Genomic DNA, 26,318 nt, shown 5'->3' on the forward strand with positions numbered 1-26,318 from the left:
ATAGACGCGTGGCTATGTAACGTCGGGCATGGCCACTCACGTCATCTCCCGTGCGCTTGCCGCCGCGGCGCTGGCTCTGCCCCTGGTGGCGAGCCCGGCAACAGCCGCTCCCCCGCAGGCCCCCGCCCTGTCCCGCGTGATTCCCGCACCGGCCGAGGTCACGCCGGCGCCCGGCGCCACGTTCCGTCTGACCGCCCTGACCGCCGTCACAGCGCCGCCGGCGGCCCGGAAGATCGCCGACCAGCTGGCCCGGGAGCTGCGCCCGGCGACCGGCTATGCCCTTCCGGTGCTGCCGGCCACGCTGCCCGGGCTGCCGTCGATCTCGCTGCAGCTGGGCGGAACCGGGGCGCGGGAGGGCTACACGCTCACGGTCACCCCGAAGCACGTGACCATCCGGGCCGCGGCGCTCGCCGGGCTCTTCAACGGCACCCGTACGCTGCTGCAACTCCTGCCGGCGGAGATCGACTCCCGCACCGTCGTGCGCACGGCGTGGACGATCAACGGCGGCACGATCAAAGACTTCCCCCGGTACGCCTACCGCGGCGCCATGCTCGACCTGGCCCGCCATTTCCACACTCCCGCCGAGGTCAAGGCGTACATCGACGAGATCAGCCGGTTCAAGGTGAACCACCTGCACCTGCACCTGACCGACGACCAGGGCTGGCGCATCCAGATCAAGAGCTGGCCCCGCCTCACGCAGGACAACGGCGGTCCCGGGGTCGACGGGGAGGGTCCGGGCTTCCTGACCCAGGCCGAGTACGCCGACATCGTCCGCTACGCCGCCGCCCGGTACGTGACGATCATCCCCGAGGTGGACATGCCCGGGCACGTCAACGCGGCGCAGGTGGCCTACCCCGAGCTCACCTGTGACGGGGTGGCGCCGCCGCCGCGCACGGACACCGAGGTCGGCTACAGCTCGCTGTGCATCGGGTCGGAGACGACGTACCGGTTCGTCGACGACGTGCTCCGCGAGCTGGCCGCGCTCACGCCGGGCCCCTACCTGCATATCGGCGGTGACGAGGCGCACGCCACCACGGAGGCCGACTACGTGACGTTCCAGAACCGGGTGCTGCCGCTGGTCGCGAAGTACGGCAAGACGGCGTACGGCTGGAACGAGATCGCCAAGTCCCCGGCGGCCGCCACGGCCGTCGCGCAGTACTGGGGCACGACCACCACCAACCCCACGCTCGCCGCCGCCGTGACGAAGGGCACCAAGGTCGTCATGTCCCCGGCGAACAAGGCCTACATCGATCAGAAGTACGACCCGTCGACCCCGATCGGGCTGTCGTGGGCGGGCTACATCGAGGTGCGGGACGCGTACGGCTGGGATCCCGCCACCCACCTCGCCGGCGTCACGGACCCGGCGGTCATCGGTGTCGAGGCGCCCCTGTGGTCGGAAACCCTCCGCGACCTGGACGACATCGAGTTCCTGGCGTTCCCGCGGCTGCCGGCCATCGCCGAGCTCGGCTGGTCCCCGGCCGCCACGCACGACTGGACGTCGTTCTCCGCCCGCCTCGGCGCCTACGGCCCCCGCTGGACCCTCCGCGGCGTCGACTTCTACCGCTCCCCGCAGATCACCTGGGAGTGAGCGGCACGTCGTACTCCCGCTGAGCTTCGCGCACCTCGTCGAGATGGGTGGACGCCCACTCCGCGAGGTGCGCGAAGATCGGGGCCAGGCTCTGCCCGAGCTCGGTGATCTCGTACTCCACCCGGGGCGGCACCTCCGGGTGGTACGTCCGCCGCACGAGCCCGTCCCGCTCGAGCTGCCGGAGCCGCTGCGTCAGCACCTTGGGACTGATGGCCGGGATCCGCCGCGCCAGCTCCACGAAGCGCTGTCTGCCCTGGTAGTTCAGGCTCCACAGGATCGGCGTCGTCCACCGGCTGAAGACCATGTCCACCACCGGGGAGACGGGACAGGCCAGGGTCGGGTCGTCAGGCACGGGATAGTCACTTTCTCCTAGGTACCTACTATCCCCGCGATGCTAGCTTCGCCCCGCGCGTCCACACGGGACGCGGGGAGACGGAGCGATCATGATCGTGGTGACGGGGGCGTCCGGTAACGTGGGCCGGCCGCTGATCCAGGCGCTGGTCCGGGCGGGAGAGCAGGTCACGGCCGTTTCCCGGCACGCGGTTCCCGGAGTACGCCACCGGAGCGCCGACCTCACCGAGCCCGGCTCGCTGCGCTCGGTGCTGTCCGGTGCGTCGGCGTTGTTCCTGCTGGTCCCGGGCGCCGGGGCGGACGTGGACATCGACGACATCCTCGACGCCGTCAAGGCCAACGGGGTCGGCCGGGTCGTCCTGCTGTCGTCGCAGGCCGCGGGCACCCGGCCCGAGTCGGTGTCGCACGCCCCGCTCCGGCGGATCGAGGAGGCCGTCGGCGACGGGGGAACGATCCTCCGGCCCGGGGGATTCGCGTCGAACGCTATGGCCTGGGCCGGGGCGGTCCGCTCCGGCCGGCCGGTGGCGGCACCGTTCGGCGACGTCGGCCTGCCGGTCATCGACCCCGCGGACATCGCTGAGGTGGCCGCCGTGGTGCTGCGCGGCGAGGGTCACGCCGGACGGGTCTACGAGCTGACCGGCCCGGCCTTGAGCACACCTCGCCAACGGGTACGGGACATCGGCGCGGCGATCGGCCGCCCGGTGAACTTCGTCGAGCAGTCGCCCGCGGAGGCGCGCGCGGAGATGTCCCGCTTCATGCCACCGGACGTGGTCACCGGCACGCTGGACATCCTCGGCTCGCCCCGGCTCGGGGAGCTGCGGATCAGCCCCGATGTCCGCGATCTTCTGGGCCGGGAGCCCCAGCGGTTCGCCGACTGGGCGACACGGCACGCCGACGCCTTCAGGTCTTGATCTTCGGGCGCGACCACTCACGCACGTCGCCCGGAGGGGCTTTGCGATCTGGACGCGTCAGCGGCCAGCAGAGCTCCTCCGGGCACCTCGGCGGGAGCGACGGTCTGTACCACCCACCCCGCTACGACATCTGCTTGTGGATCTTGATCTTAGACCGCAGCAGGCGCGCGTCCCGCGACCACTTCGTCGTCCGTGATCGGGAAATGGCACGCCGTCTGGTGCGAGACCGGGTCCTCGAGCCGCACGGTGAGCTGCGGCTCCTCCGTCGCGCAGATGTCCTGCGCCTTCCAGCAGCGGGTGCGGAAGCGGCAGCCGGACGGCGGATCGATCGGGCTCGGCACGTCGCCCTGCAGCAGCACGCGGTCGCGCTTCGTGCGGTCGCGGCGGCTGGTGTCAGGCACCGGCACGGCGGACAGCAGCGCCACCGTGTAGGGGTGCCGCGGGTTCGCGTAGAGGTCGTCGCGATCGGCGATCTCCACGACCTTGCCCAGGTACATGACGGCGACGCGGTCGGAGATGTGCTTGACCACCGACAGGTCGTGCGCGATGAAGACGTACGTGATGCCGAGCTGGGTCTGCAGGTCGTCCAGCAGGTTCACGACCTGCGCCTGGATCGACACGTCGAGCGCCGACACCGGCTCGTCGGCCACGATCAGCTTCGGCCGCAGTGCCAGGGTGCGGGCGATGCCGATGCGCTGCCGCTGACCGCCGGAGAACTCGTGCGGGTAGCGGTTGTAGTGCTCGGGGCTCAGGCCGACCAGCTGCAGCAGGTCCTGCACGGCCCGCTTGATGCCGTGCTCGGTCTTGACGTTCTGGATGCGGAACGGCGCGCCGACGATCGTGCCGACCGTGTGCCGCGGGTTCAGCGACGAGAACGGGTCCTGGAAGATCATCTGCATGTCCCGCCGGAGCGGGCGCAGCTTGCCCTGCTTCCAGTGGGCGATGTCCTGGCCCTCGAAGTCGATCTGCCCGCCGGTGGGCTCGACCAGCCGGGTCAGCAGCCGGCCGGTGGTCGTCTTGCCACAGCCGGACTCGCCGACCAGGCCGAGCGTCTCACCCTTGTAGACGTCGAACGACACGCCGTCCACCGCGCGCACCGCACCGACCTGCCGGCGCAGCAGCCCCTTGGTGATCGGGAAGTGCTTCTCCAGGCCGCGTACGGACAGCAGCGGCTCGCCCTTCTCCGCCCGCTCCTGCCGGTGGATCTCCTCCGGCACCGGGTCGTCGAGGTGTTCGCTCACTGTGCCTCCAGCTTCGGCTTCACTTCTTCTGCCCAGATCCGCTGCCGTTCCTCGGTGGGCAGGTGGCAGCGCACCAGGTGCTTGCTGCCGCCGGCCGGGGCCAGCTCGGGCGGGACCGTCGTGCCGAGACCGCCGGTCCGCGGCTCATAGGCGCACCGGGGGCTGAAGGCGCACCCGGTGGGCAGGTTGATCAGGGACGGGGGCAGGCCCGGGATCGGCACGAGCCGCTCCATCTGCGGCCGGTCGATCCGCGGCATCGAGCCGAGCAGACCCCAGGTGTACGGGTGCTCGGGCTGCTCGAAGATCGTGGCGGCGCTCGCGTACTCGATGCACTTGCCGCCGTACATGACCAGCACGTCGTCGGCGAGTTCCGCCACGACGCCGAGGTCGTGGGTGATGACGATCAGCGCGGAGTTGAACTCCTCCTGCAGGTCGAGCATCAGGTCGAGGATCTGCGCCTGCACGGTCACGTCGAGGGCCGTGGTCGGCTCGTCGGCGATCAGCAGCTCGGGGTCGTTGACCAGTGCCATGGCGATCATCGCGCGCTGGCGCATGCCGCCGGAGAACTGGTGCGGGTAGTCGTCCACGCGGCGGGACGGCTGCGGGATGCCGACCCGGCCCAGCATGTCGATCGCGTGCTTGCGGGCGACCTGCTTCGACACCCGGTGGTGGACCTGGTAGGCCTCCATGATCTGGCGCCCGACCGAGTAGTACGGGTGCATCGAGGAGAGCGGGTCCTGGAAGATCATCGACATCTTGCTGCCGCGCAGCTTGCGCCGCTCCTCGTCGGAGGCGCTGACCAGCTCCTTGCCGTCGAGCCAGATCTCGCCCTCGACCTGTGCGTTCCTCTTGTTGTAGATGCCCAGGATGCCGAGGCTGGTCACCGACTTGCCGGAGCCGGACTCGCCGACGATGCCGAGCGTCTTGCCGCGCTCGAGCGAGAACGACAGGTCGTTGACGCTCTTGACCAGGCCGTCGTCGGTCGGGAAGGAGATCTTGAGGTTCTTGACCTCGAGGAAGTTCTCGGCCATCAGCTGATCCTCACCCGCGGGTCGACCACCGCGTAGAGCAGGTCCACGATCAGGTTCGCCACGACGACGAAGAACGCCGCCATCATGGTCACCCCGAGGACCTTGGGCAGGTCGTTGTTCGTGATCGCGTCCACGGCGAACTTGCCGAGGCCGGGCAGGGAGAAGACCTGCTCGGTGAGGACCGCGCCGCCGAGCAGCAGCCCGAAGTCGAGGCCGAAGATCGTGAGCAGCGGGGTCAGCGCGGCGCGCAGGCCGTGCCGCGTGGTGACGTCCCGTTCGCGCAGGCCCTTGGCGCGCGCCGTACGGATGTAGTCCTCGCTCATCGTCTCCAGCATGCCCGCGCGGGTGAGCCGGGCGTACTGCGCGGAGAACTGGAAGGCGAGCACGATCCACGGCAGCAGCAGGCTGTAGAACCATTCGCCGGGATTCTCGAAGAACGGGGTGTACGAGCCGCCGGACGCCGTCCACCCCAGCGTGTAGCTGAAGAGCAGCAGGCCCAGCAGGCCGGTGAAGAAGATCGGCAGCGAGACGCCGGCGAGCGAGATGCCCATGGCGGCGCGGTCGAGGAAGGTGCCCCGGCGCAGCGCCGAGAGGACACCGGTCGAGACGCCGAACGCGACCCACAGCAGCGCCGCGCCGATGGCCAGCGACAGCGTGACCGGCAGGCGGTCGAGCAGGTCGGGCCAGACCGGCTGGTGGGTGACGAACGAGTACCCGAAACAGGGCGCCGGGCAGTGCTCGATGCTGCTGCCGATGTTGTAGTCCGCGCCCACGAAGATCGCCTTGACCCAGCGGCCGTACTGCAGCCACACCGGGTCGTAGAAGCCGAGGCGCTCGGCGATCAGGTGGACCGTCTCCGGGGTCGCCGCGCGGCCGACGTACCGGGTCGCGAGCGTCTCCGGGGTCGCACCGACCAGGCGCGGCACCAGATAGAAGATGGAGAAGACTGCGGCGCTGACGATGAAGAGCAGCAGCAGGGCTGCGAACAGCCGCCTGATGATGTAGGTGATCACTAAGCCCGGCTCCGGCGGCCGGCCCGGGTCGCCCCGGACCGGCCGCCTGCTGCCTTCACCCGCCCAATCGGATCTAGTACGGAGAGGTGGTGGTGGTTGTTACTTGACGCCCAGCGAGAGGTAGTCGTACATGTTGTACGCCTGGCTGACGAACACGTTCGTCAGGTTCTTCGGGCGGATCAGCAGCGACTTCGAGACGATGCCCGGCACGATGTAGGCGCCGTCCATGACCTTCTGGTCGATCTGCGACCAGTAGGCCTCGCGCTTGGCGTTGTCGGTCTCCGCGACCGCCTGGTCGAGCAGCTTGTCGACCTCGGGGTCACGCACGGAGACGTTCGACGAGCCACCGGTCTCCCGGATGACCCGGCTGTCGACGATCTGCGAGAGGAAGCCGAAGCCGTCGTTCCAGTCGGCGCCCCAGCTGTTGATGACCAGGCCGAGCTTGTTGGTCTTGGCGTAGCCCGGGTTGCCGGCGTACTGCGAGAAGTAGTCGCCCTGCGGGAACGGCTTGAGGGTCAGCTTGATGCCGACCTTGCCCAGCGCCTGCTGCAGCGACTCGGCGGCGGCCTTCTCCTTCGGACGCTCCGCCCGGTACGCGATGTTGGTCTCGAAGCCGTTCGGCTGACCACAGGCGGCGAGGGCCTCCTTGGCCTTGGCCTCGTCACCGGTCGGCGCGCTCACCGGGTAGGGGTCGATCTTCTGGTAGCCCGGGATGAACGGCGGCAGGACCGACGTGGCGGGGTCACCACCGGCGAGGGGGCCGCCGTACGCGGTCTGGTAGCCGGTGCGGTCCCACGCGTACTCGATGGCCTTGCGGCAGTCGAGCTTGTCCAGCGGCGCGACGTTGCCGTTGATCGACGTGTAGTTCAGGCGCGCGATCGACGGGTTGTCGGTGCCGGCCTTGATCGTCGGGTCACCGACGACGCGGCCCAGCGCGGCGGGCTGCACGCCCGTCCCGACCACATCGAGGTCCAGGTCGCCCGAGAGCAGCCGGTTGTCGATGTCGTCCGCGTTGACGTTGAGCTGAACCTCGTAGCGGTCCGGCAGCGCCTTGCGGATCGGGTCGGTCGCCTGGTCCCAGTTCGGGTTCCGCTTGAGCGAGAAGTCCTTGCCCAGGTTGTTCGTGTCGAACATGTACGGGCCGGTGGAGACCACGTGCTGCTTGTAGTTGGCGCCCGTGTCCTTGGCCTCCGGCACCGGCACCGTCTGCGACAGCATCGCGAAGTAGTCGAAGCCGCCGAACGCCTGCTTCAGGTGGAAGACGATCGTGTAGTCGTCCGGCGTCGAGATGGCCTGGTCGGTGTTGACGCCCTTGGACTTGTACGGGCCTTTGTAGCCCTCGGGGAGGTTCAGGAACGCCTCGAAGTACGCCGGGCCGTTCGGGAACGTCTCCTTGTCCGTGGAGCGCAGCACGGCGTACTTGACGTCCGCGGCCTTGACCTCGGTGCCGTCCTCGTACTTGACGCCCTTGCGGATCTTGTACGTCCAGGTCTTGCCGCCGTCGCTCGCCACGCCCAGGTCCTCGGCGAGGTCCGGGACCAGCTGGTTGCCGGCCTCGCCGGGCTCGGTCTTGAACGTGAGCAGGCTACGGCCGTAGAGCCGAAGGAAGTTCCACGAGTAGCCGTAGTAGGTCTCGCCCGGGTCGAGCGAGTCCCAGTCGCCGACGTTGGCGAGCTTGATGGTGCCGCCCTTCTTGTCGGAAGGGTTGAACACCTTGGTGAGCGCGGTATTGAATTCGGCCTTGGCCGAGCCGCTGTCGGAGTCGGAATCGCTGTTGCCGCTACAGGCGGCGGTCAAGGCGAGTGCCAGGACGGCCGTACTGGCCACCAGCACCCTCTTCTTGCGGAACACTACTAGCAACCTCCCTGGTGGAACGGCCCGGAAGTGGACCGCCTGGCTGGAGCGGAAGTCGTCCCTGTCTTCATCAGCGCCTGCTCTTCGGGTCGAGCGCGTCGCGCAGACCGTCGCCGAACAGGTTGAACGCGAGCACGGTGATGAAGATGGCCATGCCCGGGAAGAACATGAAGTGCCACAGGGTGTAGAAGCGGGCGGCGTCCGAGAGCATGCCGCCCCAGCTCGCCGTCGGCGGCCGGATGCCGACGCCCAGGAACGACAGCGCCGCCTCGAACAGGATGTTCGTGGGAATGAGCAGCGTCGCGTAGATGAGGATCGGCGCCACCAGATTGGGCAGCAGTTCCTTGAAGATGATGTACGGGCCCCGCGCACCGAGGCTGCGAGCGGCGTCCACGAACTCGCGCTCCCGCAGTGACAGCGTCTGCCCGCGCACGATGCGGCCGATGTAGGGCCAGCTGAAGAAGCCGATGATGAAGATCAGCAACGCGATGCGCAGCGTGTCACCGGACAGCCCGAATGCCGTGTCGGGGATGACGCCGGCCAGCGCGATCGAGAAGACCAGCAGCGGGAACGCCAGGAAGACGTCCATCGCCCGGCTGATCAGCGAGTCCACCCAGCCGCCGAAGAAGCCGGCCACCACGCCCAGCGTCGCGCCGATGACCACCGAGAGCAGCGTGGCCAGGAACGCGATCAGCAGCGAGATGCGCGCGCCGTAGACGACGCGGCTGAAGATGTCGCGGCCGTTCTGCGGCTCCACACCGAACAGGTGGTCACCGCTGATGCCGGTGCCGCCCTTGGGGGCGAGCGTATTGACGTCGATGAGGTCCTGATGGAACTCGTTCGGCGGCCCACCGAGGAGCTTCACGATCACGGGGGCGAGCAGCGCCACCAGGATCAGGAAGACGATCGTGTAACCGCCGGCCATGGCGACCTTGTCGCGCTTGAGGCGGTTCCAGGCGATGCGGCCGAGCGAACGGCCCTCGATCTTCTTGCCGGGTGCGGCGCCCTGCGCGGGGTCCGGTACTGCCGGAACCTGCTCAGGAACCGCTGTGCCTGGTCCTACGACCATGGAGCGCCCGGTCCTCTCCCCGGCGTCCGCGGTGCGACGCCTCACCGGCCCGCGGCGTCTGGCACCGCCGGGTCGGCCCGGCCCCGCAGCGCGGGCAACCGATCGGTTGTCGCGTACGTGGACTTCGACGGCCGGACCCGAAGCTGGTGACTTCGAGGCTGGCGCGCTCGACCCGCGAGGCGGTGGGTCGCTCGCGTGTCAGAGGAACGCTCACGTAATTCCGCCTGCCGGTCAAGAGGCCGAATAGCTCGTAACCAACTTCACGCCGCTCCGTGACGAAGGTGTGACCTCAGGGAAAATTTAACCAGGCGGTGACTTGCAGATGACACAGAGGAGTGATCTTGGGCCGCGACGGCTCGCGGCCTTCGATCTTGAACTCAAACGGCTCGACGGCCTTCGAAAGCTCGGCCGAGGGTGATCTCGTCGGCATACTCCAGGTCACCGCCGACCGGAAGACCACTGGCGAGCCGGGTCACGGCGAGACCCATGGGCTTGATCATAAGGGCGAGGTAGGTCGCCGTGGCCTCACCCTCAGTATTCGGATCGGTGGCGAGGATCAGCTCCTTGACCTCGCCCGTGCCCACGCGCAGCAGCAGCTCACGGATCCGGAGGTTGTCCGGGCCGATGCCCTCGAGCGGATTGATGGCGCCACCCAGGACGTGATAGCGGCCGCGGAACTCGCCGGTCCGCTCGATCGCCACGATGTCCTTGGGCTCCTCGACCACGCAGAGCACCTCGTTGGTCCGCCGCGGATCGCGGCAGACCCGGCACTGCTCCGACTCGGCCACGTTGAAGCAGGTCGTGCAGAAGCGGACCAGCTCCTTCACCTTGCGCAGGCTCGTGGCGAGCCTGTTCACGTCCGCCGGGTCCGCCGAGAGGATGTGGAAGGCGATCCGCTGGGCGCTCTTCGGGCCGACGCCCGGCAGCCGCCCCAGCTCGTCGATCAGATCCTGGATGGCACCTTCGTACACGGGCTCAGAACCCCGGCAGGCTCAGGCCGCCGAGACCGCCGGTCGCCGAGCCCATCTTCTGCTCGGTCAGCTCCCGCTGCGCCTCGGCCGCGTTGTGGATGGCGGCCAGCACCAGGTCCTCCAGCGTCTCGACGTCGTCGGCGTCGACCGCCTTGGGGTCGATCTTCACCGACTTGAACTCGCCCAGCCCGGTCACCACGACCGTCACCAGCCCGCCGCCGGCGGTGCCGGTCAGCTCGGTCTCGGCCAGCTCGGCCTGGGCCTGGGCGACCTGCTGCTGCATCTTCTGCGCCTGCTTCATGATCTGCTGCATGTTCGGCTGTCCACCGGGGCGCATCACGTAACTCCTCGATAAAGGGGATGGTCAGCTCCATTGTCCCGGTCTTCGCGCCGGGCGCACGGAGCCGGGTCAGGACTCGCTGATCAGCTCGGCCCCGAAGGCGTCCCGCAGCAACTGCACCGCCTGCGCCTCACTGCTCTTGCGCGCGGTCTTCTCGTCGATGACGTCGTCCAGCGGCTCGTCGCCCGGGTCGAACCCCTCGTACGCCCCGTCGGCGCGCGCCGGCCCGTCGTACTCGGGATCGTAAGGAGCCTCCTCCGTCGGCGACCCGTCCGACCAGGTGCCCGTGGCGCCCGCCCCCGCCGCGGCTCGGCCGGCGCTCTGGGCCCGGGCCGCCGCCACGGCCGCCGCCGCCCGGCTGGGCGCCTTGTCGGATGCCGGGGCGGTCGCCTTGGCTCCGGCGCTCGCCGTGGGCGCGGCTGCCTGGGTCGACCCGGCGCCCGCTGCCCGCGCGGCTCCCGGGGCGGTTGCGGCGCCCGCTGCCCGCGCGGCCGCTGCCCGTGCCGCCGCTATCGCGCTGCTGGCCGCGCTCGCCGGAGCCGATGCCGTGGGGGCCGCACCCGCCGGTTTTGTCGGAGCCGAGCTCATCGGAGTGACGCTCGCCGGGGCCGTGCTCACCGGAGCCGCGCTCGCCGGGGCCGTGCTCACCGGAGCGGCGCTCGCCGGGGCGGCTGCCGCCGGGACCGGGCTCGTCGGGGCTGCGGCGTATCCGGGAGCCGGGCTCACCGGGGACGGACCGCTCTGCGCAACCGCGGGCGGGGCGCTCTGCGGGGCTGCGGAGCTCCCCGGCGAATCGAGAGAAGAGATGGCGGGCGAAGCGGGCGCCTGAGAGCCGGGGCGGACGGGCTCGGGCCACTCGTCGTCGTCCTCGGGCTCCGGCTCGGCGCTCCCGCCCGGCGCCGGCGTGGACACGGCGAGCCCGCCCGGGCGAACCGGCTCCGGCCACCCGCCGTCGTCATCATCGGCGGCAGTCGTCCCGCCCGCGGCGGCTCCCGCAGGCGCTGCCGGGCGTGCACCCTCCCGGCCGCGGGCGGGAGCGGCCTGCGAGACGGCCTCGCGGCTGCGGGCCGGCGCACTCTCGGCGGTCCGGGCACGCGGGGCCGCACTGCGGTCGGGGACGCTCTCGCCCTGGGCCTCCCGAGCGGCACCACTCTGCGGGCCGCCCGGCGGAGGACCCTGCGGCCGGCGAGGTGCCGAGCCACCGCCGCCCCCCTCGCCCGCGACGTCGCACCGGATCTGCCAACGGCCGCCGAGCGCCTCGTAGAGCGCGTCCGAGATCAGCCCGGGATCCGCGGCCACCATCCGGGCGTGCGCCGGGAAGCGGAACGTCAGAACGACGGTCTGCCCCTCCAGCTCCCGCACCGTCGCCCCCTGCGCGAGCGCGGCGATCTTCTTGCTCTTCCGCCCCACCGTCGAGATGATCTCCGGCCACACCTCCCGGATCGAGGCGGCGGTCAACTGCCCCGGCACAGCAGGCGGAGCCGCCTCGGTCTCCCAGGCGTCCTCCGGCGCATCCGGCATCACTCCCGCCGGCGCCCCCGACACACCAGTCGGCGCCGCGGACGCCGGCGCCGCGGACGCACGCGCTCCGGCAGCGAGCCCGCCGGAAACAGCAGCGGCCGAAGTCGGCACAGCAGCAGGCGCCCCCGAAACGGGCTGGCCGGACGCCGACGCGGGCGCAGCCGAAGCAGGCACGGCCGAGGCGGGCGCGGGCGCGGCAGGCACGGCGGACGCGGGGGCGGCGGACGCGGGGGCGGCGGACGCGGGGGCGGCGGACGCGGGGGCGGCGGGCGCGGGGGCGGCGGGCGCGGCCGGAGGTGTCGACACCGCGGCGGGAGCCGACACGGCCGCGGCGAACGCCGGATCGTCGTCGTCCCACGGCGGGGCCATGTCCTCGTCCGGCGGCACCAGGTCGTCGAGCCCGTCGAAGTCCGGCGCACCCGAGACCGGCGCCACCACAGGTGCGCCACTCACCGGACTCACCGACCCGCCCGGCACCGGCGGCACGGATCCCGGCGCAACCCCCGCAGCGCCAGCCGCAACCGGCGCAGCCGATGCTGCCGATGGGGCAGACGCCGCCGGTGCAGCCGTAGGAGCAGAAGACACTGGCGCAGCGGCCATCGGAGCAGACGACACTGGCGCAGCCGTCACAGGAGCTGAGGCCGCGGAAGCCGCTGGCGCCCCAGGAGCCGCCGGGGCCGCACTGCCCGCGGGGCCCGATCGCCTCGACGCCGCAGCCTTGGCCGCCGCCCGGGCCGCGGAGATGCCGCCCCCGGAAGCGGCCGGCGCCCCCGGTGCCTCGCTCACCGGAGCGGCAGGCACACCGGCGGACGGCGCGGCGGGCATCGGGGCAGCGGCCGGAGGCGTGAGGTCGGCGTCACCGGAAAGGGTGAGCCGCCGCTCCATCCGCTCGAGGCGCTGCAGCAGGGCCCCGGTCGAATCCTCCGCCCCGGGCAGCAACATCCGGGCGGTGACCAGCTCCAGCAGCAGCCGGGGCGCCGTCGTGCCGCGCATCTCGACCAGGCCGTTGTGCACGATGTCGGCGCAGCGGGAGAGGGTGGCCGGGCCGAGGCGGGTGGCCTGGGCGCCCATCTGCTCGAGCTGGTCGGCCGGGCCGTCGATGAGGCCCTTGGTGACGGCGTCGGGGACCTGCTGGAGCACGATCAGGTCGCGGAAGCGCTCGAGCAGATCGGAGGCGAAGCGCCGGGGGTCGTGGCCGGCCTCGGCGACGCGGTCGATCGTCTGGTAGGCGGCGGCGCCGTCGCCCGCGGCGAGGGCGTCGCACATCTCGTCGATGAGGGTGACGTCGGTGACGCCGAGCAGGGCGACCGCCCGGGCGTAGCTGACGCCCTCGGGCCCGGCTCCGGCGATGAGCTGGTCGAGCACCGAGAGGGTGTCTCGGGCGCTGCCGCCACCCGCGCGGACCACCAGCGGGAACACCGCCGGGTCGACGTGGATGCCCTCGGCCTCGGTCAGCTGCTGCAGGTACGGCCGGAGCGTCGCGGGCGGGATCAGCCGGAACGGATAGTGGTGCGTCCGCGACTTGATCGTGCCGAGCACCTTGTCGGGCTCGGTCGTGGCGAAGATGAACTTGACGTACTCCGGCGGCTCCTCGACGAGCTTGAGCAGCGCGTTGAAGCCGGCCGACGAGACCATGTGCGCCTCGTCGATCACGTAGATCTTGTAGCGGCTGCTCGCCGGGGCGAAGAACGCCTTCTCCCGGAGGTCGCGCGCGTCGTCCACACCGCCGTGGCTGGCCGCGTCGATCTCGATGACGTCGATCGAGCCGGCGCCGTCGTTGGCCAGCGACTTGCACGAGGCGCACACCCCGCACGGCTCCGGGGTGGGACCCTGCTCACAGTTCAGCGAGCGGGCCAGGATCCGGGCGCTTGAGGTCTTGCCGCAGCCACGCGGCCCGGAGAACAGGTAGGCATGGTTGAGCCGCCCGCTGCGCAACGCCTGCGACAGCGGCTCGGTGACGTGCTCCTGCCCGATGACCTCGGCGAACGTGCGGGGCCGATACTTGCGGTAGAGGGCCAGTGCCACTCCTGCCTCCTCTGGACGACCGCGCCATTCTCCGTCGAGGGTGTGACATCGACAAACAAGCGGGGCCCAAATGAGGACCCCCCGTGCACCCGCCAGAGCCCGCTTATCCTTGCTGCCTTCCGGCCCTGGGGAGGTTCACGGGATACACGCCGCACGAGGGGCTGCCGACAGCCTACCCAACCCCTCCGGCACCCCGGAGGGCGGTCCCGGCGAAAGCGGCTGGACGGGTTCTGTAAGCTGTCCGACGGAGGATTCGCCTAGAGGCCTAGGGCGCACGCTTGGAAAGCGTGTTGGGTTCACACCCTCACGAGTTCGAATCTCGTATCCTCCGCCAGCTCCCCGGGGTGCCACCACGGCAGCCCCGGAGGCATCCGGAAGGCCGGGACCGCAACCGCGGGACCCGGCCTTCGGCATTTTCCGGCCCGCCCGCAGCACCCGCAAGGCCGAAAGCCGCCCACAGCGAAAGCCGCCCACAGCGAAGGACGGCCGCAAGGCGCGCGAGGCCGGGAAGCGATGCGCAGAACGCCCGGGAAAATCCAGCAAAGGCGAGTACGGCCCCTGAGAGGGACCCCCACGGCGCGTAATCCGGCTTACCTTGCGCGATCTGGACGGACGCCGTGTGCGCCGCCGATCGCCCATCCGGATCTAGGCTGAACCCTCCCAACCAGGACGAAAGCGATGCCATGCTGGCCACAGTGAATGATCACCGTTCCGATGTCGCCGTCTTGCGTCTGACCGGCGAGCTCGACTCGGACACCGCCCCCAAGCTGCACCTCCTCCTCGCGGAGCTGCTCGAGAGACCCGTGCCGCGAATCGTCGTCGACCTGTCGGGCCTGAAGTTCTGCGACTCCGTGGGGCTCAGCGCCTTCATCACGGCGAAGCAGGTGATCACCGCCCGCGGCGGCTGGATGAGCTTCGCCGGCGCCAGCCGCTTCGTGGTCGACCTGCTCGACACCGTCGGCCTGAACCGCTACTTCGCGATCTTCGCCGAGGTGGACGACGCGATCGCAGCCGCCCAGCTGTAAAGAAGTCGACCGCAAGGACGCCCGGCCGGCGCGAGCAACGCCGTGGGCACAGTGCCCCAGCGAAAACAGAGCCCTCGCTCAGGTGGCGCACAGGCGGGCGACGGAGGCTGAAAAGACGACCGAGCCGGATCCACAGGGGACCCGGCTCGGTGTCATGGTCGGCTGGCCGAGAGAGGAAGCATGCGGCGCAGCCCGGCTCCTGGCGTCCTCAGATCTGACGCCACCGCCAGCGTGGTCCGCGCCACGCGTCGGCCAGGATCAGCGCGGAGGCCTTTCCCGGACACTGCTGCACCTTCGACTTGCCCGCGGGACCGCCCATCTGGGCTTCGACTTCCCAGACCTCGCCGTCGGTGCGGACGTAGACGTCACGGCGTGCGAGCCTGACGTCACCATTCCACCAGTGCTGCTCAACTCTCACACGTCGACTTTATGACAGACATCGAAGCTGGCGCTCGGGGCAAATCTGTGAATGTTCCTCACCGGTCAGCCGAACGGTGATGTCCGATCCGGTGGTTTTGGGAGCCATGACTTGCGTCACGCCGTCATATTAGGGCGGCGCTCGAAATGACACTGTGAGTAGTTGTCGCAGGTAGCGAACGTGATCATCGTGCCGCGAAACGACGCCGACACGTCACTGTCATCTGACCGGCCGTCATGGGAGCGAGTCCAGGCGCGGCGGAGCGGCCGGCCAGACCAACATCACCCGGCACGGTGCGTGGTCAACGACAAATCGGGCCGATTTCCCCAAACTTCGCGGACCCAGCCGACTCTGCTCACCGTCCCGGGCCAGGACAAGGAGGTCGGCTCCTGCGCAGGCTGTCACCACTTCGTGATCGGGTCGCCCACGCAGAGTGAGAGTGTCGGCATCCCGGGCGAGCCGCGCCCGCGCCGCCTCGAACAGCCGGACCTCGGCACCGGCGAGCAACTCCGCCGGATCCGCCCCGGCGAGCCGGCCCAGCAGTCCCGCCGATCCGCTCAGCGCCGCCTCGGTGCCGACGTCGACCACGTGCATCAGCGTGATGTCTGCCGCCGGGAAGTCGCGGGCAGCGTCCACGCACGCCTCCCACGTGCCCTCGGTGAGCCACACCAGAATCCTCATAATCCCGACACTCGCAGACTCAGCCACAGCGACACCACCCCCGCCAGCAGACAAGCGGGCACCGTGAGGGCCCCGAGCCGCAGGAACTCCCCGGTCACCGGCGGCTGCCCGCGGCCGTGCAGGATGCGCCGCCAGAGGAGGGTCGCCAGCGAGCCCACGTACGTCAGATTGGGTCCGATGTTCGCCCCCAGCAGCACCGCCAGCACCAGCCCCGGCGAGTGCGCGGCGAGCGGGAGCAGCATCAGCGTCGCGGGGAGATTGTTCAGCACATTCGCGAGTACGGCCGCCAGCCCCGCCATCAGCAGCAGCCCGAGCAGATCGGCGTGGTGCGGGGCCACCCGGTCCACCACGTCACCGAAGCCGCTGCGGCTCACCGCCAGCACCACGACGCCGAGCGCGAGCACGAAGAGACAGAAGCCCGGGTTGGCCTGCCGGACGAGCGTACGTACGGGCTGCCGCTCCCGCACGGCCAGCACGACCGCCCCCGCGAGCGCCACCCACGCGGGGTGCACGCCCACCGGCCCGGCCGCCGCGAACCCGGCCAGCGTCACACCCAGCACCACGAGCGCGAACCGTGGCGCCGGCTCCCGCGGCACGTCCACGGTGTGCGCCGGCGTGTCCAGGTCGTCGGCGAAGAACCGGCGCAGCACCAGGTACTCGACCGCGATCACGGCCAGCCACGGCAACGCCATGAGCCCCGCGAACGCCAGGAACGACAGCCCCGCCGCGGACATCGCCAGCAGGTTCGTGAGGTTGGAGACGGGCAGCAGGAGCGAGGCCGAGTTGGCCAGGTGGTTGCAGGCGTAGACGTGCGGCTTCGGACGTACGCCCAGGGTGGAAGCCGTGGCGAAGACCACCGGGGTGAGCAGGACGACCGTCGCGTCCAGGCTGAGCGCCGCCGTCACCGCCGACGCGATGACGAACACGATGCCGAGCAGCCGCCGCGGTGAGCCCCGGCTCCAGCGCGCGGCCGTCGCCCCGGCGTAGCGGAAGACGCCGGCCTCGTCCGCGAGGTACGCGAGCAGCAGCACCGCAGCGAGGAACCCGACCGTGGGCCCCAGCTCGCCCAGCTCGTGCAGCGCGTCCCGCCACGACACGAGGCCCGCGACGACCGCGACGACGGCCGCCGGCACAGCCGCCACAGCCTCGGGCAGTCCGCGGGGCCGGGCCACGGCGAAGCCGAGTACGCCGGCAAGCAGCACGAGAGAAAAGACAGTGATCACCAGCAGCGCGATGTGCCCCGGTGCCCTACGGTCGAAACCATGCTCCGCCGCTGGGCGCAAGCCGCCGCTCTGCTGGCTGCCGGGATCGTCCTGTTCCTCGTGTCGGGCCCGGTGCCGCTGATCCTCTTCGTGCTCCTGGCCGTCGTGGCGTCGCCGCTCGTCTTCCCGCGCTCGCTCGCCGCCGCCGAGGCCAAGCGCCGCCAGGCCACAGACGGCCGCCCGATCGTCTACTGGCGCCCGGGCTGCCCGTTCTGCCTGCGGTTGCGCACCACCCTTGGCCTTCGCTCGCGCCGGGCCCACTGGGTCGACATCTGGCAGGACCCGGAGGGCGCGGCCGACGTACGCGCGGTGGCCGGCGGCAACGAGACCGTCCCCACCGTCATCACCGTCAGCGGCGCCTTCGTCAACCCGAACCCGCGCCACCTGCGCACGACGATCGGAATCTGACATGCCGTACGGGGTCGTCCTCCTGCCCAGCCGCGCCACCCACGCCCGCCTGGCCGCCCTGGCCGCCACCGTCGCCGGCCCGAGCCGGATCAGCGCGCTGGGCGACCGCGCCCCAGCCCACGTCTCCGTAGCCCACTTCGACGGGCCCGCCGACGCCGTCCGGGAGCGGACCGCCGCCCATCCCCACCGCTCGCTGACGGTCAAGGTGATCGGCCTGCTCTACACCGTCGTGCCCGAGGGCGACTACTACGTGCCCGAGGGCGGCGTCTACTTCGGCGTCGAGATGGTCCGCCGCCCCGACCTGAACGCCCTGCACACCGAGGTGCTCGGCTGGATCGCGGAGGCGGGCGCCACCCCGCTCGGCGCGGTCGGCCCGGACTTCCGGCCGCACATCACGCTCGGCATGACCCGGTCGCCCCAGCTGCCGCCGCTCACCGAGTTCCCGCTCGGCGAGATCCCGGTCACTCTGGCGTTCGGCGAGCTGGGCCCGTACGGCACCTTTCCCGGCCTGACGCCGCCGGCGTAATCGTCACGCGCACGGCCCTGTCCGGCCACGGACGGGCACCGCGGCCCGGCAATTGTCTCCTTCCAGACGGTGTCTTTGTCTCCTTCGGGGCGTGGCGCTGCGCCTGTGGCGGCGCAGGGGCTACCGTCATCCGCTGAGAAACACATGTTCGTGGGGGGATTCGTGTCGACTTTCGCTGCCGCGGTTGCGCGGGGCAAGAACGGCTGGACGGCGTCCGAGCTGGAGCTCTCCGGGGCTGGCGACATCGACGAGGTGGTCGACCGGCTGCGGGATGCCGAGCCGGACGCCGAGGTGTCGCTGCTCTTCGTCGAGGCCGACGATCAGTACCTGGTGATCCTGCGCCTGGACGACGGCGAGGACCTGCGCGTGTTCGGGTCGGACTCGGCGTTCGCGGACGAGAGCCGTCTCGGCACGCTGCTGCTGGCCGACGTGGAGACGCCGCCGGTCGGGATCGACGAGCTGGCCGGGAGCCGGTCGGCGGACGACGATGACGACGCCGCGTCGGACTTTGACGCCGACGCCGACGACGAGGACGAGGACGAGCGGCCCGCGGCGGACCCGGACGCCGACCCGGTCGGGGACGTCGAGATCCTCGCCGACCTGGGGATCAGCGCCAACCGGCTGCTCACCCTCTGCGGCCTGGAGGGGATGCTGCCCTCCGACGTGACCGCGGAGATCTGCCAGAAGCTCGGCGCCGGCGACGAGCTGGAAGAGCTGCGCGACGCGTGAGGAGCCGTCCTCTGCACGAGGCGTGGATGCGGCGGGCGCTGTCCGTCGCGTCCACGCGCCCCTCGGCGGAGGACGTGCCGGTCGGGGCTGTGGTCTACAGCCCGACCGGCATCGAGCTGGCCGTCGCCGGCAACGAGCGCGAGCTGTACGAGGACCCGACCGCGCACGCCGAGATCCTGGCCCTGCGCCGGGCAGCCGAGGTCACGGGCAGCCGGCGCCTCGACGGCTGCACGCTGGTCGTCACGCTGGAACCCTGCACGATGTGCGCGGGGGCCCTGGTGCTCGCCCGCATCGAAACGCTGGTCTTCGGCGCGTGGGAGCCCAAGACCGGGGCCGCCGGCTCCCTCTGGGACGTGGTCCGGGACAGACGCCTGAACCACCGCCCCGAGGTCTACGCCGGCGTGCTCGAGGACGAGTGCGCCACGCTGATGCGGTCGTTCTTCCGGCGGTTATGAGATCGCGGTGTCGAGCCCGATCTGCACCATGGCGGAGAAGCCCTGCTCCCGCTGCGCCGAGTCCATCTTCTCGCCGGTCTTGATGTGGTCGCTGACGGTCAAAATCGTCAGCGCCTTCGCCCGGTACCGGGCGGCGATCGTGTAGATGGCCGCCGACTCCATCTCCACGGCCAGCACCCCGTAGTCGGCGAGCGTGTCGTTCAGATCCGGCCGATCGGTGTAGAACGCGTCCGCCGCGAACACCGGACCCACCCGCATCGGTACGCCCCGGCGCTCGGCCACGTCCACGGCGGTGCGCAGCAGCCCGAAGTCCGCCACGGGCGCGTAGTCGACCAGCCCGTCGAAGCGCACCCTGTTCATGTTCGAGTCGGTGGCCGACCCGTTCGCGGCGATCACGTCGCCGAGCCCGAGCTCCTCCGACAGGGCGCCGCAGGAGCCGATCCGGATGACGGACTTCACGCCGTACTCGTTGATCAGCTCATGCGTGTAGATCGAGGCCGACGGCATCCCCATGCCCGACCCCTGCACGGAGACGGTCTGGCCCTGCCACTTGCCGGTGAACCCCAGCATCCCCCGGACCTGCGTGTAGCAGACCGCATCCTCCAGGAACGTCTCCGCGATCCACTTCGCCCGCATCGGATCCCCGGGAAGCAGGACCCGCTCGGCAATCTCCCCCGGCTGCGCGCCGATGTGCACACTCATGACAGTTGATCCTGCCAGGTACGTCGACACGCCCGGCGCGTACCTGCCAAAACGCCCCCGCCGATCGAGAGGGGTAACCCGCGCGCGGGCCGCCGGGGGCGTCGGGTAACGTACTTCCCGGTGGTGTGTCCGAGCGGCCTAAGGAGCACGCCTCGAAAGCGTGTGAGGGTTTACGCCCTCCAAGGGTTCAAATCCCTTCACCACCGCCATGCAGCAGGGCAACGCCCGGCAGCTCCCAGCGAGCCGCCGGGCGTTTCTCGTTGCGATGACAGGCACGGAAGTCCGCCCTGCGTCATCGGTGGCCGACCCACCAGATGGCAGCAGTCATCAGCGCACCGCCGGCCGATGTCGCCATGCCGCCGAGCAAGCCGTACGCCACCTTCGAGACCACGCGGCGCATGCCCGGGGCGTCTGCTGCCGCGGGCGCAACACGTCCGGTTCGCCGACACGAGGCCGGCCGCGCGGCGGACCGCACACGAAGCGCTGATCTCGATCCCGGCCTGACCGCGGTTGGCTGCCCGGCGGGCCGATCGCCCGTACGCTGGCCGGGTGACCTCCAGAGATCCGGTTGCCGACCTGCGGCGCATCGCCTTCCTGCTGGAACGGGCCAACGAGGCGACCTACCGGGTCAAGGCGTTCCGTTCGGCCGCGGCGACGGTGGCGGGGCTGCCGCGGGAGGAGTTGCTGCAGCGGGTGGCCGAGGGGACCTTGGCCAAGCTCAGCGGCGTCGGCGACGTGACTGCGCGGTGCGTCACGGAGTCGCTCGGGGGTGAGGTGCCGGCCTATCTGCGGCGGCTGGAGTCGACCGAGGGCACCGATCTTGCCGGGGCCGCCGCGGCGCTGCGGGCTGCCTTGCGGGGGGACTGTCACTCGCACTCCGACTGGTCCGACGGAGGCTCGCCGATCGAGGAGATGGCGCTGGCGGCGGTCGAGCTCGGGCACGAGTACCTGGTGCTGACCGATCACTCGCCCCGGCTGACCGTGGCGAACGGGCTCACGCCTGCCCGGCTCCGCAAGCAGCTGGACCATGTGCAGAAGGTCAACGATGCGCTGCCCGAGGGCTTCCGGATTCTCACCGGCATCGAGGTCGACATCCTGGCCGACGGGTCGCTGGATCAGGAGGATGAGCTGCTGGAACGGCTCGATGTGGTGGTCGGATCGGTGCACAGCGGGTTGCGGGACGACGCGGCGAAGATGACGCGGCGGATGGTGCGGGCCGTCGGCAATCCGCATCTGGACATTCTCGGGCACATGACCGGACGGAAGGTCGCCGCGAAGGGGGATGGCGACAGGGCGCACCGCGGGGGGCGTACGCGGCCGCCGTCCGATTTTGATCTGGAGAAGGTGCTCGAGGCGTGCGTGGAGCACGGCACGGCGGTCGAGATCAACTCCCGGCCGGACCGGCTGGACCCGCCCAAGCGGATGCTGACGGTCGCGGTCGAGGCCGGCTGCCTCTTCAGCATCGACACCGACGCGCACGCGCCGGGGCAGCTCGACTGGCAACGGTACGGATGCGAGCGCGCCGCCCTCTGCGGCGTCCCCGCCGAGCGGGTCGTCAACACCTGGACGGCGCAAAAGCTACTCGAATGGACGGGGTCGCGATAGGTAAGGTCGCGGGGTGGGACAGATTGATGACCTCGCGAACCGTTACGTCGACGAGTGGGCGCCGCTCAACCCGACCGGCGCCACGTCCATCGGCGTGCCCGGCTACGACGATCAGCTCGACGACCTGTCGCCGGAGGGGTTCGCCGGCCAGGCGGAGCTGATCCGGCGGACGCTGGTCGAGCTGGACCCGCTGGAACCGGAGACCGAGCGCGAGCGGGTCGCCAAGGAGGCGATGCAGGAGCGGCTCGGGCTCGACCTCGAGCGCTACGACTCCGGCGACGTGGCGAGCGACATCAACGTCATCGCGAGCGCGGTGCACGGGCTGCGCATGATCTTCGACCTCATGCCGACCGAGGGCGAGGAGGCGGTCGCCAACATCTCGGCCCGGCTCGGCGGCTTCCCCAAGGCCATCGAGCAGTACCAGCAGTCGCTGCTGGCCGAGGCCGCCCGGGGCAACGTCAGTGCGCGCGCCCAGATGCTCGAGGTCGCCGAGCAGTGCACGATCTGGACCGATCCGGCCCGGGACAACTTCTTCGGCGGGCTGGCGTCGCGGCTGACCGCCACCGGCGCGCTGCGGACGGAGCTGACCCGCAACGCCGAGGCCGCGGCCGCCGCGACGCGGGGGTTCGCCGGCTTCCTGCGTACGGAGCTGGCGCCGCTCGGCCGCGAGAAGGAGGCGGCGGGCCGGGAGCGCTACGAGCGCGCGTCGCAGTACTTCCTCGGTGCGCGGGTCGACCTCGACGAGACGTACGCGTGGGGCTTCGAGGAGCTCGCCCGGCTCGAGGCGGAGATGCGCACGGTCGCCGCCGAGATCGCCGGGCCGGGCGCCACTGTGGACCGGGCCGTCGAGGTGCTCGACGCCGACCCCGCCCGCACGGTCGCCGGCAAGGAGGCCTTCCGGGAGTGGATGCAGGCGACCGCCGACAAGGCGATCGCCGAGCTGAACGGCACCCACTTCGACATCCCGCCGGCGATCCGCACGGTCGAGGCGTGCCTGGCGCCGACCAGCGACGGCGGCATCTACTACACCGGGCCGAGCGAGGACTTCAGCCGCCCGGGCCGCATGTGGTGGGCGGTGCCCGAGACGCAGACCACGTTCTCCACCTGGCGCGAGGCGTCGACCGTCTATCACGAGGGCGTTCCCGGTCACCACCTCCAGGTCGGCCAGGCGGTCTACGAGTCCGCGCTGCTCAACCGCTGGCAGCGCCTGCTCTGCTGGTGCTCGGGGCACGGCGAGGGCTGGGCGCTCTACGCCGAGCGGCTCATGGACGACCTGGGTTATCTCGCCGACCCGGGCGACCGGCTCGGCATGCTCGACGGCCAGGCCCTGCGCGCCACCCGGGTCATCGTCGACATCGGCATGCACCTCGAGCTGGAGATCCCGCGGGACAACCCGTTCGGCTTCCACCCGGGCGAGCGCTGGACGCCGGAGCTCGGCCTCGAGTTTCTGCGCCAGCACTGCCGGATGCACGACGACGTCCTGCGTTTCGAGTGGAAGCGCTACCTCGGCTGGGCCGGTCAGGCGCCCTCTTACAAGGTGGGCGAGCGCATCTGGCTGCAGGCCCGCGACGAGGTGAAGGCCCGCAAGGGCGCGGACTTCGACCTGAAGGCCTTCCACCGGGACGCGCTCAACCTCGGCGCCCTCGGCCTGGACCCGCTGCGCAAGGCCCTCGCCCGCCTCTGATCCTCGGGCCGGGGCCGCCCCGCGAGGGCGGCCCCGGCCGGCTCAGCTGAACTGGGCGAGCCGCTGCTGCGACCGCCCGTCGACCGCGGTGAACGTGCCGCCGGCCGCGAAGGCGCCCACCCCGGCCGACGCCGCCATGGTCAGCACGCCCTCGATCCCGTTGGCGTCCGCCCGCCAGTCGTGCAGGTGGCCGTCGGCCGCCGACAGGGATGCGATCTTGACGCGCCGGTCCGAGCCGTCGAGGCAGACCCCGCGATCACCGGTACGGGCGGTCCGGCACGCGTTGTCGAAGTGCCCGCCGACGTAGACGCTGCCGCCGAGCGTGGCGATCGCCTGGGCGTCCCCGTCGAAGGTCGCCGTCCAGCGCCGGCTTCCGCTCGGGGAGTACGCACTGGCGGTCCCGCCCCGGCCGCCGCCCGCCGTGAACACGCCGTCCGGGGTGGCCGCGATCCCGAACACGACCACCGAGGCTCTCGGCCGGAAGCCGGACACGATCGTGGCGGCCGCCGGATGCAACGCGACCAGGCGGTCGTACCCGGTCGAGCCGTTGATCCGATGGAATGTCCCCCCGGCGTAGATGCGCCCGCCCGCCGCCGCCAGCGTCTCGACCTGGTCGTCGGCGCGGGGGCGCCAGTTGCCGTCGAGCTCCCCGCTGTCGAGGTCGAAGGCGGCGAGCCGGCTCCGCGCGCGCCCGTCGATCGCCGTGAAGGAGCCGCCGGCATAGAGGCGTCCGTGCGCTGCGACCAACGCGTACGGGCGGCCGTCGACGCTGTGCCGGAACGTCCCGGACAGCGCGCCGCTGCCGGCGTCGACCCGGGCGAGGCTGTCCCGCCGCTGCCCGTTGACGGAGCCGAAGTCACCGCCGAGATAGACCGCCGACCCGCTCACCGCGAGTGCCTTCACCCGCCCGTCGGCCGCGGGCGCCCAGGGCAGCAGCTCCCCCGTGTACGCGTTGACAGCCGCCAGCCGGGTCCGCCGGATCGACCGCCCTTGCACGATCGCCGCCGTGAAGTCCCCGCCGACAAAGATGGTGCCGCCCGAGTACGCCACGGTCAGCACAGTTCCGTTGAAGCCCGGCACGGAGTCCGAGGACTCGGCGGGCGCTGCCTCGGCCGGCGTCGCCAGCGTGCCGGTGAGCACGACGACGAGCGCCAGGATCTTGCTCCTGTACGTCACATCTCGACCGTATATGCGGTATTTAGGCAGGTACAGCCCTCGTACGGAGGCCGCCCGTCCGTGTGCGACAGTGCCGAAGTGAACGTCTCCGTGCTCGGTCTCGGTCTCATCGGCGGCTCTCTGCTGCGGGCCCTCGCCGCCCGCGGACACCACGTGACCGGCTACGACAGCGACGCCGGGACGCGGGCCGCCGTCTCCGCCGCCGGCCTCACGGTGACCGACGACATCCCTTCCGCGCTCGCCGGCGCATCGCTGGCGATCCTGGCCGTACCGTTGCCCGCGCTGGCCGGCGTGGGAGCCGAGCTCGCCGCCTTCTCGGGCCTGGTCACCGATGTCACGTCCGTGAAGGTGCCGGTCCGGACGGCGCTTGCCGGGCGCCGGTTCGTGGGCGGCCACCCGATGGCCGGCAAGGAGTCGTCGGGCTTCCTCGCCTCCGACCCGCACCTGTTCGACGGGTGCGCCTGGGTGCTGTGCCTGGAGCCCGAGACCGATCTCGGCGACTGGCTGACGCTCGCGGCGCTGATCACGTCGCTGGGTGCGCGCGTGGTGCCCGCCACCGCGGCCGAACACGATCAGGCGGTCGCGCGGATCAGCCACGTGCCGCATCTGCTCGCCACGGCCCTGAGCGGCCTGCTCGACGGTCAGGCGCAGGCTGCGACCCTCGCCGCCGGCTCCTTCCGTGACGGTACGCGCGTCGCGGCCACCCGCGCGGCACTCATCGCCGCCATGTGCGGGGGCAACGCGGGCCCCACGGCGGAGAACCTGTCCACGGTCATCGCGTCGCTCTCGGCCTACCGTGACGCGTTGACTGCCGACGACCCGATCGCCGCGCTCACGCCGCTCCTCGACCGTCCCGGGCAGCTGCGCCGCCAGTGGCCGCCGGCGGCGTACTCGCCGGTGGAGGTCGCTCGTGATCCGGCCGCGTTGCTGGAGCTGGGGCGGGCCGGCGGCTGGCTCACCGAAATCGGCGCGGTCCTTGTCGGAAAGCGGCCAGAAGCTGACCGCATCGGTTCCTAGCCTGGTCCGGACAGACAGGAGAGGGACCATGCCCGGACAAGTCGGCGCCATCAGCAACGAACGAGACGGACTGCTCGCCTACCTCGCCCAGATGCGATACGTGTTGCGGCTCACCGCGTACGGGCTCACGCCCGAGCAGCTGCGCGCCACGCCGGCCGCCAGCACGCTCTCGGTCGGCGGGCTCATCAAGCACTGCGCGTCCACCGAGCGGGGCTGGATCGACACGGTCCGGCGCCGGCCGCAACCGGTGGACTATCAGGCGTACGTGGACAACTTCCGCCTCGCGGACGGCGAGACGATCGAGGAGATTCTCGCCGAGTACGAGCGGGTGGCGGCGTACACGGAGAAGACCGTCGCCGAGATCGCCGACCTGGGCCAGGAGGTCCCGATCGACCACTCGGTGCCGTGGAACCCGAAGGACCTCGACGCCTGGTCGGTGCGCTGGGTGCTGCTGCACCTGATCCAGGAGACGGCCCGCCACACCGGGCACGCCGACATCATTCGCGAACAGCTCGACGGCGCGACAGCGTACCCGTTGATGGCCGCCGCCGAGGGCTGGCCGGAGACCGACTGGATGAAGCCCTGGCGACCTTGATCAGGCCTTGCAGTCGTGGGTCTTCTCCCACGAGGTGACCGTGGCCACCGGACTCTTCTCGCCGCCCTTGCGCCAGGACTCCAGGAAGCTGTACGGCCAGACGACGCCGCGCCGGACCTT

The 26,318-nt window shown here is 71.1% G+C and carries 25 protein-coding genes, 2 tRNA genes, 1 other RNA gene and 1 pseudogene; 14 read left to right on the top strand and 15 right to left on the bottom strand.

Annotated elements, in window-relative coordinates; all coding sequences use genetic code 11:
- Positions 1–28: 28 nt before the first annotated feature.
- The gene (locus tag RBH18_RS21925; RefSeq protein WP_306210699.1) at positions 29–1,588 is read left to right on the top strand and encodes a beta-N-acetylhexosaminidase; all 1,560 of its coding nucleotides are present in this window, start codon (positions 29–31) and stop codon (positions 1,586–1,588) included.
- Here the strand turns inward: RBH18_RS21925 and RBH18_RS21930 are convergent.
- The gene (locus RBH18_RS21930; RefSeq protein WP_306210701.1) at positions 1,575–1,940 is read right to left on the bottom strand and encodes a winged helix-turn-helix transcriptional regulator; all 366 of its coding nucleotides are present in this window, start codon (positions 1,938–1,940) and stop codon (positions 1,575–1,577) included. The two genes, RBH18_RS21925 and RBH18_RS21930, sit on opposite strands and share 14 nt — an antisense overlap.
- A gap of 91 nt (positions 1,941–2,031) precedes the next feature.
- On the opposite strand from RBH18_RS21930, the gene RBH18_RS21935 reads away from it, so the two are divergent.
- Positions 2,032–2,850 carry an SDR family oxidoreductase gene (locus tag RBH18_RS21935; protein WP_306210703.1) on the top strand — a complete coding sequence of 273 codons (819 nt, stop codon included), beginning with the start codon at positions 2,032–2,034 and terminating at the stop codon, positions 2,848–2,850.
- Positions 2,851–2,999: 149 nt separating this feature from the next.
- Here RBH18_RS21935 and RBH18_RS21940 read toward each other — a convergent pair whose 3' ends face one another.
- From RBH18_RS21940 to RBH18_RS21970, 7 genes are all read right to left on the bottom strand, one after another.
- Positions 3,000–4,067: an ABC transporter ATP-binding protein gene (locus RBH18_RS21940; RefSeq protein WP_372338960.1), complete on the bottom strand. Its 1,068-nt coding sequence runs from the start codon at positions 4,065–4,067 to the stop codon at positions 3,000–3,002.
- Between the two features lie 20 nt (positions 4,068–4,087).
- Positions 4,088–5,122, bottom strand: a complete 1,035-nt coding sequence (locus RBH18_RS21945) for an ABC transporter ATP-binding protein (protein ID WP_306210705.1) — start codon at positions 5,120–5,122, stop codon at positions 4,088–4,090.
- Entirely contained in the window at positions 5,122–6,135 is a 1,014-nt protein-coding gene (locus RBH18_RS21950; protein ID WP_306210707.1) for an ABC transporter permease, read from the bottom strand. The genes RBH18_RS21945 and RBH18_RS21950 overlap by 1 nt, the downstream gene beginning before the upstream one ends.
- 99 nt (positions 6,136–6,234) lie before the next feature.
- Positions 6,235–7,986: an ABC transporter substrate-binding protein gene (locus RBH18_RS21955; protein WP_306210709.1), complete on the bottom strand. Its 1,752-nt coding sequence runs from the start codon at positions 7,984–7,986 to the stop codon at positions 6,235–6,237.
- Between the two features lie 73 nt (positions 7,987–8,059).
- Positions 8,060–9,058, bottom strand: coding sequence for an ABC transporter permease (locus tag RBH18_RS21960; protein ID WP_306210710.1), 999 nt, complete (start codon positions 9,056–9,058; stop codon positions 8,060–8,062).
- A 377-nt stretch (positions 9,059–9,435) separates the two neighbouring features.
- Positions 9,436–10,029, bottom strand: coding sequence for a recombination mediator RecR (gene recR / locus RBH18_RS21965; protein ID WP_306210713.1), 594 nt, complete (start codon positions 10,027–10,029; stop codon positions 9,436–9,438).
- A 4-nt stretch (positions 10,030–10,033) separates the two neighbouring features.
- Positions 10,034–10,342, bottom strand: a complete 309-nt coding sequence (locus tag RBH18_RS21970) for a YbaB/EbfC family nucleoid-associated protein (protein ID WP_306210748.1) — start codon at positions 10,340–10,342, stop codon at positions 10,034–10,036.
- A gap of 637 nt (positions 10,343–10,979) precedes the next feature.
- Here RBH18_RS21970 and RBH18_RS44155 point away from each other — a divergent pair.
- Positions 10,980–11,198 (top strand): hypothetical protein, encoded by a 219-nt coding sequence (locus tag RBH18_RS44155; protein ID WP_372338961.1) that lies wholly within the window; start codon positions 10,980–10,982, stop codon positions 11,196–11,198.
- Positions 11,199–12,358: 1,160 nt separating this feature from the next.
- On the opposite strand, the pseudogene RBH18_RS44160 reads toward RBH18_RS44155, so the two are convergent.
- Positions 12,359–13,915 (bottom strand): annotated as a pseudogene (locus RBH18_RS44160) (DNA polymerase III subunit gamma and tau); the annotation flags it as partial.
- Between the two features lie 69 nt (positions 13,916–13,984).
- Positions 13,985–14,081: signal recognition particle sRNA small type (gene ffs, locus RBH18_RS21980), an RNA gene on the bottom strand.
- Positions 14,082–14,161: 80 nt separating this feature from the next.
- Here ffs and RBH18_RS21985 point away from each other — a divergent pair.
- Positions 14,162–14,249, top strand: a tRNA-Ser gene (locus RBH18_RS21985).
- A 361-nt stretch (positions 14,250–14,610) separates the two neighbouring features.
- Complete coding sequence (locus tag RBH18_RS21990; protein WP_306210717.1) at positions 14,611–14,940, top strand: STAS domain-containing protein; 330 nt, start codon at positions 14,611–14,613, stop codon at positions 14,938–14,940.
- A gap of 208 nt (positions 14,941–15,148) precedes the next feature.
- Here RBH18_RS21990 and RBH18_RS21995 read toward each other — a convergent pair whose 3' ends face one another.
- From RBH18_RS21995 to RBH18_RS22005, 3 genes are all read right to left on the bottom strand, one after another.
- Complete coding sequence (locus RBH18_RS21995; protein WP_305787413.1) at positions 15,149–15,358, bottom strand: hypothetical protein; 210 nt, start codon at positions 15,356–15,358, stop codon at positions 15,149–15,151.
- Between the two features lie 234 nt (positions 15,359–15,592).
- Entirely contained in the window at positions 15,593–15,994 is a 402-nt protein-coding gene (locus tag RBH18_RS22000; RefSeq protein WP_306210722.1) for a universal stress protein, read from the bottom strand.
- A gap of 41 nt (positions 15,995–16,035) precedes the next feature.
- Positions 16,036–17,262 carry an SLC13 family permease gene (locus RBH18_RS22005; protein ID WP_306210724.1) on the bottom strand — a complete coding sequence of 409 codons (1,227 nt, stop codon included), beginning with the start codon at positions 17,260–17,262 and terminating at the stop codon, positions 16,036–16,038.
- 39 nt (positions 17,263–17,301) lie between these two features.
- On the opposite strand from RBH18_RS22005, the gene RBH18_RS22010 reads away from it, so the two are divergent.
- The 4 genes from RBH18_RS22010 (at position 17,302) to RBH18_RS22025 (ending at position 19,419) form a co-directional block, all read left to right on the top strand.
- Positions 17,302–17,709: a glutaredoxin domain-containing protein gene (locus RBH18_RS22010; protein WP_306210726.1), complete on the top strand. Its 408-nt coding sequence runs from the start codon at positions 17,302–17,304 to the stop codon at positions 17,707–17,709.
- 1 nt (position 17,710) lies between these two features.
- Complete coding sequence (locus RBH18_RS22015) at positions 17,711–18,235, top strand: hypothetical protein (RefSeq protein WP_306210729.1); 525 nt, start codon at positions 17,711–17,713, stop codon at positions 18,233–18,235.
- A gap of 162 nt (positions 18,236–18,397) precedes the next feature.
- Positions 18,398–18,964 carry a tRNA adenosine deaminase-associated protein gene (locus RBH18_RS22020; protein WP_306210731.1) on the top strand — a complete coding sequence of 189 codons (567 nt, stop codon included), beginning with the start codon at positions 18,398–18,400 and terminating at the stop codon, positions 18,962–18,964.
- Positions 18,965–18,990: 26 nt separating this feature from the next.
- The gene (locus tag RBH18_RS22025) at positions 18,991–19,419 is read left to right on the top strand and encodes a nucleoside deaminase (protein ID WP_306210749.1); all 429 of its coding nucleotides are present in this window, start codon (positions 18,991–18,993) and stop codon (positions 19,417–19,419) included.
- Here RBH18_RS22025 and deoD read toward each other — a convergent pair.
- Positions 19,414–20,121, bottom strand: a complete 708-nt coding sequence (deoD, locus tag RBH18_RS22030) for a purine-nucleoside phosphorylase (RefSeq protein ID WP_306210733.1) — start codon at positions 20,119–20,121, stop codon at positions 19,414–19,416. The two genes, RBH18_RS22025 and deoD, sit on opposite strands and share 6 nt — an antisense overlap.
- A 119-nt stretch (positions 20,122–20,240) precedes the next feature.
- On the opposite strand from deoD, the gene RBH18_RS22035 reads away from it, so the two are divergent.
- The 3 genes from RBH18_RS22035 (at position 20,241) to RBH18_RS22045 (ending at position 23,410) form a co-directional block, all read left to right on the top strand.
- Positions 20,241–20,330: transfer RNA gene (locus RBH18_RS22035), tRNA-Ser, on the top strand.
- A 340-nt stretch (positions 20,331–20,670) separates the two neighbouring features.
- Positions 20,671–21,726, top strand: coding sequence for a PHP domain-containing protein (locus tag RBH18_RS22040; RefSeq protein ID WP_306210735.1), 1,056 nt, complete (start codon positions 20,671–20,673; stop codon positions 21,724–21,726).
- A gap of 13 nt (positions 21,727–21,739) precedes the next feature.
- Positions 21,740–23,410: a DUF885 domain-containing protein gene (locus tag RBH18_RS22045; protein WP_306210736.1), complete on the top strand. Its 1,671-nt coding sequence runs from the start codon at positions 21,740–21,742 to the stop codon at positions 23,408–23,410.
- A 42-nt stretch (positions 23,411–23,452) separates the two neighbouring features.
- Here RBH18_RS22045 and RBH18_RS22050 read toward each other — a convergent pair whose 3' ends face one another.
- On the bottom strand, positions 23,453–24,586 hold the full coding sequence (locus tag RBH18_RS22050; RefSeq protein WP_306210738.1) for an NHL repeat-containing protein: 1,134 nt from the start codon (positions 24,584–24,586) through the stop codon (positions 23,453–23,455).
- A gap of 78 nt (positions 24,587–24,664) precedes the next feature.
- Between RBH18_RS22050 and RBH18_RS22055 the strand changes: the two genes are divergently transcribed.
- Together RBH18_RS22055 and RBH18_RS22060 are read left to right on the top strand one after the other, a co-directional pair.
- A complete protein-coding gene (locus tag RBH18_RS22055) occupies positions 24,665–25,603 on the top strand; it encodes a prephenate dehydrogenase (protein ID WP_306210740.1) in 939 nt (312 codons plus the stop codon).
- A 28-nt stretch (positions 25,604–25,631) separates the two neighbouring features.
- Positions 25,632–26,198 (top strand): DinB family protein, encoded by a 567-nt coding sequence (locus RBH18_RS22060; protein WP_306210742.1) that lies wholly within the window; start codon positions 25,632–25,634, stop codon positions 26,196–26,198.
- Positions 26,199–26,318 lie beyond the last annotated feature (120 nt).

It is taken from the genome of Actinoplanes oryzae (genome assembly GCF_030757795.1).
Lineage (GTDB): Bacteria > Actinomycetota > Actinomycetes > Mycobacteriales > Micromonosporaceae > Actinoplanes.

What these genes read in the sequence shown, in the direction of transcription:
- RBH18_RS21970 (WP_306210748.1), bottom strand. Translation starts at nt 10,342, where the DNA reads ATGCAGCAGATCATGAAGCAGGCGCAGAAGATGCAGCAGCAGGTCGCC.
- deoD (WP_306210733.1), bottom strand. Translation starts at nt 20,121, where the DNA reads ATGAGTGTGCACATCGGCGCGCAGCCGGGGGAGATTGCCGAGCGGGTC.
- RBH18_RS21935 (WP_306210703.1), top strand. Translation starts at nt 2,032, where the DNA reads ATGATCGTGGTGACGGGGGCGTCCGGTAACGTGGGCCGGCCGCTGATC.
- RBH18_RS22015 (WP_306210729.1), top strand. Translation starts at nt 17,711, where the DNA reads ATGCCGTACGGGGTCGTCCTCCTGCCCAGCCGCGCCACCCACGCCCGC.
- RBH18_RS22025 (WP_306210749.1), top strand. Translation starts at nt 18,991, where the DNA reads ATGCGGCGGGCGCTGTCCGTCGCGTCCACGCGCCCCTCGGCGGAGGAC.
- RBH18_RS22010 (WP_306210726.1), top strand. Translation starts at nt 17,302, where the DNA reads ATGCTCCGCCGCTGGGCGCAAGCCGCCGCTCTGCTGGCTGCCGGGATC.
- RBH18_RS21945 (WP_306210705.1), bottom strand. Translation starts at nt 5,122, where the DNA reads ATGGCCGAGAACTTCCTCGAGGTCAAGAACCTCAAGATCTCCTTCCCG.
- RBH18_RS21960 (WP_306210710.1), bottom strand. Translation starts at nt 9,058, where the DNA reads ATGGTCGTAGGACCAGGCACAGCGGTTCCTGAGCAGGTTCCGGCAGTA.
- RBH18_RS21925 (WP_306210699.1), top strand. Translation starts at nt 29, where the DNA reads ATGGCCACTCACGTCATCTCCCGTGCGCTTGCCGCCGCGGCGCTGGCT.
- RBH18_RS22060 (WP_306210742.1), top strand. Translation starts at nt 25,632, where the DNA reads ATGCCCGGACAAGTCGGCGCCATCAGCAACGAACGAGACGGACTGCTC.